Consider the following 11,949-nt stretch of genomic DNA (forward strand, 5'->3'; position numbering starts at 1 on the left):
GCTTACTCCAGCGGGATCGTCAGGCGATCGATCACAGCACGGGTTTCGGGCCGTATCCCTCGCCACCAGGCAAACGCCTCTGCGGCCTGTTCGACCAGCATGCCCACGCCATCAGCAACGCGTGCCACACCGGCCTCCCGCGCCAGGTGCAGGAACGGCGTGAGGCCTTTGCCATACGCCAGCTCATAGGCCAGCCGCGTCTCGCCCAGTACCGCGCCAGGTAACGGCGGCAGTTCCCCGACCAGGCTGGCGGAAGTGGCGTTGACCACAATGTCGAAGGTTTGCCCTTGCAGCGCTTCGTATCGGCTGATACGCAACCTCGGGTGATCCAGTTCGTTGCGCAACGCAAGGGCTTTGCTCATGTCGCGGTTGGCAATCACCAGCTCGCTGGGCCCCGCCTGCAGAAAGGGCAACAGTGACCCACGTACTGCACCCCCGGCACCGAGCACCAACACGCGGCGGTTGCGCAGCGGTTCACCGAGGTTGTCTTCGATGTCGCGCAGCAACCCGATACCATCGAAGTTTTCGGCCACGATGCAGCCATCTTCGAACTTGAGTGCGTTGGCAGCACGGGCCAATTGCGCACGCTCACTGCGCCGGTCAGCCAACTCGAAGGCGCGCAGCTTGAACGGCGCAGTGATGTTCATGCCCAGCCCGCCGTCACCGCGAAATTGCAGCACCTGGGCCTCGAAGCCTTCCAACGAGCCCTCGATGGCTCCATAGTCCAGGTGCTGGCCGCTGGCCTGGGCGAACAGGCCATGAATCAGCGGTGACTTGGTATGGTTGATCGGCCGGCCGATCACTGCGTAACGGTCGCTCATCGTGCATCTCCGTGGGTAAACAGCACACCGTCTGCCTGCATGGCGGTGATTTCTTCAGGGCTGAAGCCAAGCGCCGCGGCCACTTCGGCATTGTGCTGGCCGAGGTCCGGGGCCACTTGGTGGATCGTGGTGTCACAGTCGGAAAAGCGAAACGGCAGGTTGGGCAGGCGCAAGGTGCCATAACGCGGGTGCTGCTGCTCGATGACCATATTGCGCGCCTGGATTTGCGGGTCGGCCAGCACCTCGTCGATGCGCTGGACCTTGGCACTGGGGATATCGATGGCGTCGAGCAGGGCGAGGATGTCAGCCACCGAACGCGCGCCCACCCAATCACGGACCACTGCCAGAATCGCCTCGCGGTGGGCATTGCGGCCGTTGAGGCTGTGGTAACGGCTGTCGTTGCCAAAACCTGCAGGGCCGCCGTTGGCTTCGAGCATGGCTGCAAAACGCTGCCAGGCATCATCGACCTGGGCAGCAATCACCAGGTCGCCATCCGCGGCGCGGAATACGCCATACAAGGTGGACGTGGGCATGTCATGGCCGGTCTGCTCGGGCAGCACGGTGCCGTCGGACAGCGTGTAGCACTGCACGGCGTATTCATGCATCGACACCAGCGTGTCGTACAGGGCCATGTCGATGTGCTGGCCGCGACCACTGCTCACCCGCCCCAGCAACGCCGCGTTGATAGCCGCGACAGCGTGGATGCCGGTGTACATGTCGCCCAGCGAAATGCGCAGCAGTGGCGGCGCTTCACCCGGCACGCCGACCATCTGCATGATCCCGCTCTTGGCTTCGGCAATAAGCCCGAAGCCGGCGCGATGGGCATCCGGGCCGGTGTGGCCGTAGGCGGAAATCGAGCAATACACCAGGCGCGGATTACGCGCCGACAGCTCGGCATGGCCCAACCCCAGCTTGTCCAGCGCGCCGGGCCGGTAGTTCTCGATGAACACATCGGCCGAGTCGGCAAGGCGCTGCATGAAGGCTTTGCCGCGCGGGTCCTTCATGTTCACGCTGACCCCCTGCTTGCCCATGTTCAATTGCAGGAAGTAGCCACTCTGCTGATCGTCCAGGGTAAACGCGTGCTGGCGGCCGGCATCGCCGCTACCCGGTCGTTCGACCTTGATCACTTCGGCGCCCAGCGCCGCCAGGCAACGCCCGACATAAGGGCCGGCAAGGAAGTGGCTGTAATCGATGACGCGGATACCCGCCAATGGCAATGCCTGGCTCATGCCTGCACCCTCCGCGGCACCATCAACCGGTGCTCGCCACGCTGCACGACCTGCCCATGCTGGTTGATCAGTTCCGATGGCAGCACCACGATGCCCCAGCCTGGGCGGCTGTTGCTCGGGCGCATCGCACCCACGCGCATGCGCACGTGCAGCACATCGTTCACCTTGATGGGTAACACGAAGTCCCAGGTCCAACCCAGCGACATGCCCGGCAGGAAGCGGTAGGCGCACTGGGTCTTCAAGCCATCTGCAATCGAAAGGCCGAACAGGCCATGGGCGACCAGGCAACCAAAGTGGCTGGCATTGGCGTAGGCCTCGTCCACATGCACCGGGGTGTGGTCCCCGGTCAGGTCGGCGTAGGCCAGGATACGCTCGCGGGTCACGGTGTAGGTCGGGCTGATGCACTCATCGCCTTCGCGGGCATCGTCCCAGTACTTTTCAATCACGCTCATGCCTGTACCTCCGCACGCGGGTCAATCGCCAATGCCTGCGCGACACAGGCCCTGGGCAGCGCCTGGATGAATTCCACTGCCAGGCCATCAGGCAGGCGCAACCAGTTGCGGCCCTGGGGCATTTCGCTGACACCGAAGCGCTGCGCCGCAGCCAGCGCCGCCTCCAGGTCTTCGCACATGATGCCCAGGTGCGCCATGCGCCCTTCCGGGCCGTCGAAATCGGGCTGATGGATGAATTGCAGGCCTCCCAGCGTCCAGTACTGAGCGGGCTGCTCGATGCTGCCCTGCACTTCGCGCAGGGTCATGCCACACACTTCACTGAAAAAGCGGATGTGCCACTGGATGTCACGCACCCAGAAGGCGACGTGTTCGAGGTAGGCTTTTGGCTGGCTCATGCGTTGTCCCTTTTCTGGTGATCGGCCATCGCGCGCTCGATGCCCTTGATACAGGCCACCAAGGTGGCGTTGACGGGTGTAGCGATGCCATGACGCTGGCCCCAGCGCACGACGGAGCCGTTGATGAAGTCGATTTCGGTGACCGAGCCTTTTTCCAGGCTTTGCAGCATCGAGGTACGGAAACTCGATGGCAGACCTTCGGCAGCCAGATGCCAGGCGGCATCAGGACTGTTCAGGCTCAAGCGGATACCGGCGCTGCGGGCCACGGCGATGGCCTCGGCCACGGCGGCCTTGGCCGTTTGCTCCAGCAAAGGCTCGGTGTAGAGCTGGCCATAACTGAGCATGGTGATACCGCTGAGCGCGCCGGTAGCGACATTGACCAGCAGCTTGTCCCACATGGTGCCGAGGATGTTGTCGCTGACCGTGGTGGCCAGCCCGGCAGCGTTGAAGGCTTCGGCGATGGCCTGCGCGCGGGGTGTCAGTTGCCCGTCCAGCTCGCCGATGTATGTGTGTTTGCCCGCCACGCCAGCACGGATCAACCCCGGTGCCAGCAGCACACCGCCCACATAGGTCTTGCCAGCCAGTACTCGCTGCGGCCCGACCACCTCGGCCAGAATGTCCTCGTGGCCCAGGCCGTTCTGCAGCGACAGCACCAGCGTTTGCGGGCCGAGCAGCGCCGTGGCACCGGCAATCGCTTCGGCGGTGTGGAACGACTTCACCAGCACCACGACCAGGTCAGTCACGCCCACGTCGTTGGCATCGGTGGTGGCATTGACACGCACTTGCCGCTCACCGTGTTCGTCCTGCACCTGTAAACCGTGCAGGTTGATGGCTTCGACGTGCTCGCGGCTACGGTTGAGCAGCCAGGTTTGGTGCCCTGCCTCGCTCAATGCCGCGCCAATCGCGCAGCCCAGGGCGCCGGCACCCAGAATGCAGATTTTCAAATCGCAGACCTCCAGTGGTTTGCGATTACCTTATGCAGGGCAGCTCATTGGGGCTATACAATGACCTTAATACGCCCATTGAGATTTACAATAATGAGTGCCGCCGACGTACTGCCTGAACCCAAGCTGCTGCAACTGTTCGACCTGCTTTATCACTGCCGCAGCGTCACCCGCGCTGCAGAACAGTTAGGCCAGAGCCAGCCAACCGTCAGCATCTGGCTAGCCCGCCTGCGTCAGCAACTGAACGACCCGTTGTTCGTACGCACCCCAGGTGGTATGGCCCCAACTCCGCGCGCCGACCAGTTGATCGGGCCTTGTCGCGAAGTGCTTGAATCACTGCGTCGGCTGACGGCGTGGGAACCACAGTTCACCCCTGCCACCGCGCAGAGGCGCTTTCGCCTGTGTGTCAGCGATGCCAGCCATATCACCTTGCTACCCAGTATTCTCAACCACCTGCGCAACCATGCCCCAGGCATTCGCCTGGAGGCAGCGCGCATCGACGGCAATAGCGAAAGTGCCCTGGAGTCGGGCGAGGCCGACCTGGCCATTGGCTTTGTGCCCTGGCTGGGTGGCGGGATGTACCAGCAGGTATTGTTCGAGCAGGACTGGGTGTGCCTGAGCAACCGCCAGCACCCGCGCCTGGCACACGGCATGGACGTGGCCCGTTACCACGCCGAGGGCCATGTACAGATCAGCGCGGGGACCGGCCAGAAGTTGCTGGAGGCCGGCCTGGCCCGGGCCGGTATCGAGCGCCGGATCGTGCTGGAGCTACCAGGGTTTCTGGGGCTGGGGATGATCGTTGGCAGCACCGACCTGGTCGCCACTCTGCCAAGGCATATCGGCCACACCCTTGCCGACATGCATGACCTGCAGGTACACGATTGCCCATTTGCGGTAGAGGGTTTCACGGTAAAACAGCACTGGCATGCGCGCTACCACCAGGACAGCGGCAACCGCTGGCTCAGGGAAGTGATCCACGGCCTGTTCGGTCGACCGGCCTGACGTATTCGTGTGGTTACAGCGCCATGACCATCTCATGCCAAGCCATGCCGCCATGATCCGACGGCGACGGTTTCACGTACTGATACCCCATCTTCTGGTACAGCGCCACATGCTGCTGCTTGCACATCAGGTGAATGGTCTGCTTGCCCGAGGCCTTCATGCGGACGATGAATTCGTCCATCAAGCGCTTGGCGTAACCTTTGCCCTGGTGCACCGGGTCCACCACCACCGACATGATCACCACGTTCGGTGCTGCCGGGTCATGGCCGATCAATTCCTTGAAGTCTTCATCAGACATGACGACTTCGTGGGCGCAACCGCTATTGATGAAGCCAACGATCTCACCTGCGTTTTCCAGGATCAGGAAGCCTTGCGGATACTGCGCGATGCGGGTGCGGATCTTCTCAAGCGTGGCCGCTTCATCCCCTTCATAGGCGCCGATTTCAATGGCGTAGCAGCGCTCGGCGTCTGCAACAGTGGGGGTGCGGAACTGCGGGGTATTCATGGCTGACTCCTTGGAAACGTGAAAGCGTCAAGCATGGTAAACCAGTAGCGTTGTGCTTGCCGCCTACCTGGGATGGCACGCATCATTGGCGCATTGCCTACTCGCTCACGGACACGCCTATGACCGCTGCCCCACTCCCTCTCACAGCGCCAGGACGCTGCAAACGCCTGAAAGCGGCCAGCAGCAGCGACCATGACAAAGTCGACGAACTGGTGATGGCGGCGCGACCTTTCGAGAGCCGTGAGCGTTATGGCCACTTCCTGCAGGTACAGCACCGCTTTCACGGCAGCCTGCTGGCGCTGTATCAGGACGAGCAGCTGAACCGGTGGCTGCCGGGGCTGGTTGAGCTGTCGCGTTTTGCCGCAGTCGAGGAAGACCTGCTCGATCTGGGCCTGCCGCTGCCAACGCCCCCCCAACCGGTCAGTGCCAGCCCGGCCCAGGCCCTGGGGTGGCTGTATTGCAGTGAAGGCTCCAACCTGGGTGCCGCGTTCCTGTTCAAGCAGACCCAGCGCCTGGGCCTGAATGGCAATGAGGGTGCCCGCCACCTGGCGCCGCACCCCGATGGTCGTGCACTGCACTGGCGCGAGTTCGTGGCCAGGCTTGATGGCCTGGTGCTGGACGAGGAGGAAGAAGCAGAAGTTGTGACGGGGGCGATTGCTGCGTTCGACAGTTATCGGGCACACCTGCGAGAAGTATTCGCAGGCCGATGAGCATTGGGTCTGGACAGGGGTAATCAGGCGTCAAAAGTTCTACAAGTTGTTGCTGCAGCGAACTTTTTCCCGTTTACCGGTCTATGTGGGAGGCACAGAAAGGTCGCGGCACGCGAGAAAAGGTTCGCCCCACACCTGCTGGCCAGATGGCTCAATTGTTATCAGAGGTTGGCTTCGCTCATGAAAATACATGTCGCAAGGTTGGTGCTGCTCGGCCTGTTCTCGTTCGCGGCGGTGGGCACGGCATCAGCAACTCAAATGAAAGCACCGGTGGCGCCGGCACCGGCTGTTCAGTCACCGTTGCAGCCTGCCGGCAGCCCGTGGTCGAGGGTGGCCAGTGTGGCCGATACACAGCCGGCCACGCTGCTGGCGCACGACGACGACCGCTGGCATGACCACAGAAGCGACTGGCGCCGTGAGCAGTGGCGGCGCGAGCAAGCCCGGCGGGACTGGGAGCGGCGGCGTGACTGGGAACGGCGCCGTGATTGGGAGCGCCGCCATGAGCGGGCCATGCACCAGCGCCACCATGACGAGCATCGTTACTACCGCCGTTGAAGCCTACACGATCCCTGTAGGAGCGGCCTTGTGTCGCGATCGGGCCGCAAAGCGGCCCCACAATTTCAATATTGATGCACAGATCGCAGGGGCCGCTCTGCGGCCCGATCGTGACACAAGGCCGCTCGGTCCGTTTCAATCGGCCAGCTGAGGAGTATCCCCCGACGCCTCTGCCTCCATCTTCAAGCGGTCAGCCTTGCAGATGTACTTGGGCTTGCGCGGCGCCAGTTTGGCATTGGCCTTTTTGGCATGCGCCTCCAATAGCTGCTTGATCTTCTTACGACGGTTCATAGTCCACAGGGCCTGTCAGTGCGGTTTTGCTGACCACATCATACCTGTGCGGCCTGCGCATTGCGCCAGTCACATGGCGCTGGGTTACCCGCCGGCCCCTGTTCCTCGCCACCTTGACGTTATTTTCACACGCCGCAGATTAGCGTCACGCCCTTTCCGGTCACGGGCACATCCGCTGGCCGCCAAGGTACGACGAGGCATACGTGTCACACACTACATCCCCCGCCGCGCATACGCGCGTGGACTGGGCCGGCTTGGGCTGGCTGCTGCTGTTCTTCTGGTACTTCTCCGGCGTTACCCAGGCGCTGCTGCTGTTCAGCGGGACTACCGGCTTTGCCGGTTTTCGCGATGCGTTCTTCCTCAGTAGCCTGTGGCTGGCCCCGGTGCTGCTGCTGCCCCGCTTCACCCGCGCCACGGCGGCCGTCATCGGCCTGGTGCTGTGGGCGGCATCGCTGGTGGGCTTGAGCTACTTCGGCATTTATCGCCAGGAGTTCTCGCAAAGCGTCATCTTCGTGATGTTCGAGTCCAACACCGCCGAAGCCGGTGAGTACTTCAGCCAGTACTTCAGCGTGTGGCTGGGCCTGGCGCTGCTGCTGTACACGCTGGTGGCGGTGCTGCTGTGGAAGCGCGTGCGTCCGGTCAGCCTGCCCCTGCGCAGCCGCCTGCCAGTGGTGGCCCTGTTGCTGGTCGCCAACCTGGTGTACCCGTTCTACAAGCAGATGGTGACGCAGGAGCGCAACTTCGCCGATGCCGCCGAAAAAGTGCAGCAGCGCATGGAGCCCGCAGTGCCCTGGCAACTGCTGGTCGGCTACCGTCAATACCTTCAGCAACTGGACAACATGCAGAAGTTACTGGCGCAAAACGCCGCGTTGCCGCCCCTGCAAAACCTGAGTGACAGCAGCGGTACGGCGCCACGCACGCTGGTGCTGGTGCTGGGCGAGTCCACCACCCGCGAGCACATGCACCTGTATGGCTACAACCGCGACACCACGCCCAACCTCGACGCGCTGGCCGCCAGCGACAAGGGCCTGACGGTGTTCCGCGACGTGGTATCGCCGCGCCCGTACACCATCGAAGTGATGCAGCAGATCCTCACCTTTGGCAACGAGCAGAACCCGGACCGCTTCCTCACCGACCCGTCACTGATCAACCTGATGAAACAGGCAGGCTACAAGACCTTCTGGATCACCAACCAGCAGACCATGACCAAGCGCAACACCATGTTGACCACGTTCTCGCAGCAGACCGACGCGCCGGTATACCTGAACAACCAGCGCAACCAGAACGCCAGCCAGTACGATGACGTGGTGCTGGCACCGTTCGAGAAGGCCCTGCAAGACCCTGCGCCGAACAAGTTCATCATCGTCCACCTGCTGGGCACGCACATGGACTATCGCTTCCGCTACCCGAACGACTACGCGCACTTCACCGACAGCCAGGGCGTACCGAAAGAGCTGACGCCAGACCAGGTAGAAACCTACAACTTCTACGACAACGCGGTGCGCTACAACGACTACGTGGTATCGAGCCTGATCAAGCGTTACTCGGCCGGCAGCCCCAATGGCTTCCTGCTGTACCTGTCCGACCATGGCGAAGACGTGTACAGCTCCGGCAACCACGACCGCCTGGGGCGCAACGAAGGCGCGCCGACCCGGCCGATGTACACCATCCCGTTCCTGCTGTGGACCTCGCCCAGCTGGCAGGCCGAGCACCCACGTGATTTGCAGGCCATGGCCAACCGCCCTTACAGCAGCTCGCACCTGATCCATACCCTGTCCGACCTGGCCGGGCTGAGCTATGACCGCTTCGAGCCGGTCAAGAGCCTGGTGAGCCCGCAATTTGTGGTGGCACCGCGCTGGATCGGCGACCCGTACCGCAAGGATGGCTTGCGCGAGTTCGACCACCTGCCGCTGGACAAGCCCGAACGGGTGCAGGAAACCGCCAGTAATCACCCGTAGATCGTCACGTGTAGGAGCAGCCTTGTGCTGCGAACAGGCCGGTATTGGAGGCATACGGATGTGTGGCCTGTACCGGCCGTTTCGCAGCACAAGGCTGCTCCTGCAAGAATCGCGATAGGCCGTTTGCCGTATAAATTAAATTTAAATTGATTTTAAATTAAGACTCGACCACGCTCTGCCCATATTCCTGGTTTGCAGAGTACCCAACATGTCCGCAGCCCCCCGCGAACCCCGCAAGGACGGCGCCGTCACCCGCACCCGCATCCTCGAAGCCGCCGGCGAACTGTTCGCCGCGCTCGGCTATGCCGAAACCAGCAACAAGGCCGTTGCGGCCAAGGCCGAAGTCGACCTGGCCTCGATCAACTACCACTTCGGCAGCCGCAACGGCCTGTACCTGGCCGTGCTTGACGAGGCCCGCAAACGCTTCCTCGACCTCAGCGACCTGCAGCGCATCACTCAAGGCAACCACGCGCCAGCCGAAAAGCTGCGCGTGCTGGTGGAACTGGTGGTGCACAAGGCCACCCAGGATCGGGACAACTGGCATTTGCGGGTTCTGGCCGCAGAAATCCTCGCGCCCAGCCCTCACGGCCAGGCGCATCTGCAGGCCGCCGCACCACTGCGCCTGTCATTGCTCAAGGGGCTGTTCAGCGAGGTCAGCACCATCCCCGTCGACGAACCGGCCCTGACCCGCTGCATCCTGTGCGTCACAGCGCCGTGGGCAATGCTGCTGATCGGCCCGCGCGGCGGCTCCGGGGCGCTGCACGAGATTCTGCAGATGCCCGGCGAGGCCGTTGCAGCGCAGCTTTACCGCTTTGCCCTTGCTGGCCTGCAAGACGCTGGCCAGCAGCATGCCCAGGCCACCCCCCCCCCCAGCTGAGGTAAGCACCGTGCAACCTGTATCCACTGATACCTCCCCCGCCGCAACGGATGCGCAAACCTCCATTCCACTGCTGCTGGCAGCGCTGATGTTGGTGATGTTCCTGGCCGCCCTCGACCAGACCATCGTCTCGACCGCACTGCCAACCATCGTCAGCGACCTCGGCGGGCTGCGCTGGCTGTCGTGGGTGGTCACCGCTTACCTGCTGGCCTCCACGGTAGTGGTACCGCTGTATGGCAAGTTCGGTGACCAGTTCGGCCGCAAGCGTGTCCTGCAGGTGGCCATCGTGCTGTTCCTGCTGGGCTCGGCCTTGTGTGGCGCAGCACAGGACATGGCCCAGCTGATCGCCTTCCGCACCCTGCAAGGGCTGGGTGGCGGCGGCTTGATGGTGGTGGCGATGGCCGCCATCGGTGATGTCATCCCGCCTGCCGAACGTGGCCGCTACCAGGGCCTGTTCGGTGGCGTGTTCGGCCTGGCCACCGTGGTAGGGCCGCTGATCGGCGGTTTTCTGGTCGAGCAGCTGTCGTGGCACTGGATCTTCTACATCAACCTGCCCCTGGGCCTGCTGGCGCTGCTGGTGATCGGCAGCGTGTTCCGCCCGCACGTGGCGTTGGTACGGCATACGGTGGACTACATCGGCGCGTTCTTCCTTACCGTGGCATTGGCTGCCCTGGTGCTCATCACCAGCCTCGGCGGCAGCCTGCTGGCGTGGAAGTCGCTGGACATGCTGTGCCTTGCGCTGTTCGCCTTGATCGGCCTGGTCGGCTTCGTCCTGGAACAACGCCGCGCCGTCGAGCCAATCATGCCGCTGCACCTGTTCCGTCACCGGACCTTCGTGCTTGCCGGGCTGATCGGTTTCATCGTCGGGGTGTCGCTGTTCGGCGCCGTCACCTTCCTGCCGTTGTACATGCAGGTGGTGAAGAACGCCACGCCCACCAGTGCCGGGCTGCAGATGCTGCCACTGATGGGTGGCCTGCTGGTGGTGTCGGCGGTTACCGGGCGGCTGATCAGCCGCTGGGGGCGTTACCGGGTGTTCCCGATCATCGGCACCCTGCTGCAAGTGATTGCCCTGGGCCTGCTCAGCCGGCTACAGCTGGACACGCCCATGGCGCTGATGAACCTGTACATGGGCTTGCTGGGGGCCGGCCTGGGTATGGTCATGCAGGTGCTGATCCTGGCCGTGCAGAACAGCGTCGAATTGCGCCACATGGGCGTGGCCACCTCCGGGGCCACCTTGTTCCGCTCGATTGGCGGCGCCATCGGTGTGTCGCTGTTCGGCGCGTTGTTCTCGCACAGCTTGCTGGGCGGCCTGGGCAGTGACTTCGCCGCCAGTGCCGGGGGTGCCGCGAGCCTTTCGCCGGCCGCCGTGCATGCCCTGCCCACGGCCCTGCAGCACAGTTACCTGCAGGCGTTTTCCGGGGCAATGCATGGTGTGTTCCTGCTGGCCGGGGTGATCACCAGCGTGGCTTTCGCACTGTCCTGGCTGCTGCGCGAGGTGCCGCTGCGCAAGGCCACGCAGGCGTGAACACAGGTCGACAGGCCTTCAGGCAGATGGCGAGCAGCTACCCCGAGCGGCACTGCCCCGCACCGCCTCGGCTGTTTTCCGGTACAGCACGCCTGTAGACCATGCAGACAAATCCGCCATCCCCAACCGATGACGGACTATCCTGTGAAACGGGCTTTCTGCCCGGTGGAGGTGTGCCATGCGTACGTTCACGTGGAGTTACCTGCTGGTGCTGTTGTGTGCCGCATCCGCAGCCCAGGCGCAGTCGGTAGTGCCGCTCAAGGGCCAGAGCAGCCAGCAGATGCAACTGGACATCAACGATTGCAATACCGTCGCTACCAACGCCGCGAACAGCACCGCGACGTCCAGCGAAGCCCATGTCGGTGGCCGGGTGCGTGGGGCAGCAGCAGGCGCCGCCGCAGGTGCCGTGGGCGCGCAAGTGCGCGGCAACCAGCACGAGGAGCTGTATGACCGGGCCAGTGACGATGCCAAACAGCAATACCGGCAGAACCGTGCCGGCGAAACGGCCGCCGCCGGTGCGGCGGTAGGCGGCATGCGCCAGCGTCAGGACCGGCGACAGGATCGGCGCAGCCAGGACCAGGCCAAAACCCAGGCCCATGCCAGTGCCTACAGCGGTTGCCTGCAAGGGCGCGGTTATCAGGTCAACCCTTGATCAGCGGGCACGCCATGCTCCTGGATCGCGCAG

14 protein-coding genes are annotated in these 11,949 nt (G+C 63.4%); 7 read left to right on the top strand and 7 right to left on the bottom strand.

Translation table 11 applies throughout. The features are described 5' to 3' along the window. Positions 1–2: 2 nt before the first annotated feature. Genes aroE through PP4_RS16490 form a run of 5 tightly spaced genes read right to left on the bottom strand, consistent with a single transcriptional unit; the run spans position 3 to position 3,841 of the window. Entirely contained in the window at positions 3–821 is an 819-nt protein-coding gene (aroE, locus tag PP4_RS16470; RefSeq protein ID WP_016500332.1) for a shikimate dehydrogenase, read from the bottom strand. Beyond that, positions 818–2,050, bottom strand: a complete 1,233-nt coding sequence (locus PP4_RS16475; protein WP_016500333.1) for a CaiB/BaiF CoA transferase family protein — start codon at positions 2,048–2,050, stop codon at positions 818–820. The genes aroE and PP4_RS16475 overlap by 4 nt, the downstream gene beginning before the upstream one ends. Continuing rightward, positions 2,047–2,502, bottom strand: a complete 456-nt coding sequence (locus PP4_RS16480) for a MaoC family dehydratase (RefSeq protein WP_016500334.1) — start codon at positions 2,500–2,502, stop codon at positions 2,047–2,049. Before PP4_RS16480 ends, PP4_RS16475 begins: the two co-directional genes overlap by 4 nt. Beyond that, complete coding sequence (locus tag PP4_RS16485; RefSeq protein WP_016500335.1) at positions 2,499–2,897, bottom strand: VOC family protein; 399 nt, start codon at positions 2,895–2,897, stop codon at positions 2,499–2,501. The genes PP4_RS16480 and PP4_RS16485 overlap by 4 nt, the downstream gene beginning before the upstream one ends. Continuing rightward, on the bottom strand, positions 2,894–3,841 hold the full coding sequence (locus PP4_RS16490) for a ketopantoate reductase family protein (protein ID WP_016500336.1): 948 nt from the start codon (positions 3,839–3,841) through the stop codon (positions 2,894–2,896). The genes PP4_RS16485 and PP4_RS16490 overlap by 4 nt, the downstream gene beginning before the upstream one ends. Positions 3,842–3,934: 93 nt before the next feature. On the opposite strand from PP4_RS16490, the gene PP4_RS16495 reads away from it, so the two are divergent. Further along, positions 3,935–4,843: a LysR family transcriptional regulator gene (locus PP4_RS16495; RefSeq protein WP_016500337.1), complete on the top strand. Its 909-nt coding sequence runs from the start codon at positions 3,935–3,937 to the stop codon at positions 4,841–4,843. A gap of 13 nt (positions 4,844–4,856) precedes the next feature. Here the strand turns inward: PP4_RS16495 and PP4_RS16500 are convergent, their stop codons facing one another. Further along, positions 4,857–5,348: a GNAT family N-acetyltransferase gene (locus PP4_RS16500; protein ID WP_016500338.1), complete on the bottom strand. Its 492-nt coding sequence runs from the start codon at positions 5,346–5,348 to the stop codon at positions 4,857–4,859. A 119-nt stretch (positions 5,349–5,467) separates the two neighbouring features. Here PP4_RS16500 and PP4_RS16505 point away from each other — a divergent pair, with 119 nt between their 5' ends. Together PP4_RS16505 and PP4_RS16510 are read left to right on the top strand one after the other, a co-directional pair. Next, on the top strand, positions 5,468–6,058 hold the full coding sequence (locus PP4_RS16505; RefSeq protein WP_016500339.1) for a biliverdin-producing heme oxygenase: 591 nt from the start codon (positions 5,468–5,470) through the stop codon (positions 6,056–6,058). Positions 6,059–6,238: 180 nt separating this feature from the next. Further along, positions 6,239–6,613 (top strand): hypothetical protein, encoded by a 375-nt coding sequence (locus PP4_RS16510; RefSeq protein ID WP_041167779.1) that lies wholly within the window; start codon positions 6,239–6,241, stop codon positions 6,611–6,613. A gap of 135 nt (positions 6,614–6,748) precedes the next feature. Here the strand turns inward: PP4_RS16510 and PP4_RS27595 are convergent, their stop codons facing one another. Continuing rightward, entirely contained in the window at positions 6,749–6,904 is a 156-nt protein-coding gene (locus PP4_RS27595) for a DUF2986 domain-containing protein (RefSeq protein ID WP_016500341.1), read from the bottom strand. A 203-nt stretch (positions 6,905–7,107) separates the two neighbouring features. Here PP4_RS27595 and PP4_RS16515 point away from each other — a divergent pair, with 203 nt between their 5' ends. The 4 genes from PP4_RS16515 (at position 7,108) to PP4_RS16530 (ending at position 11,916) form a co-directional block, all read left to right on the top strand. Continuing rightward, positions 7,108–8,862, top strand: coding sequence for a phosphoethanolamine transferase CptA (locus PP4_RS16515; RefSeq protein WP_016500342.1), 1,755 nt, complete (start codon positions 7,108–7,110; stop codon positions 8,860–8,862). 208 nt (positions 8,863–9,070) lie between these two features. Further along, positions 9,071–9,739 (top strand): TetR/AcrR family transcriptional regulator, encoded by a 669-nt coding sequence (locus tag PP4_RS16520; RefSeq protein WP_016500343.1) that lies wholly within the window; start codon positions 9,071–9,073, stop codon positions 9,737–9,739. A 10-nt stretch (positions 9,740–9,749) separates the two neighbouring features. Further along, positions 9,750–11,264: an MDR family MFS transporter gene (locus tag PP4_RS16525; RefSeq protein ID WP_016500344.1), complete on the top strand. Its 1,515-nt coding sequence runs from the start codon at positions 9,750–9,752 to the stop codon at positions 11,262–11,264. Between the two features lie 178 nt (positions 11,265–11,442). Beyond that, a complete protein-coding gene (locus PP4_RS16530) occupies positions 11,443–11,916 on the top strand; it encodes a YMGG-like glycine zipper-containing protein (RefSeq protein ID WP_016500345.1) in 474 nt (157 codons plus the stop codon). Positions 11,917–11,949: the final 33 nt, after the last annotated feature.

The organism is Pseudomonas putida NBRC 14164 (assembly GCF_000412675.1).
GTDB lineage: Bacteria > Pseudomonadota > Gammaproteobacteria > Pseudomonadales > Pseudomonadaceae > Aquipseudomonas > Aquipseudomonas putida.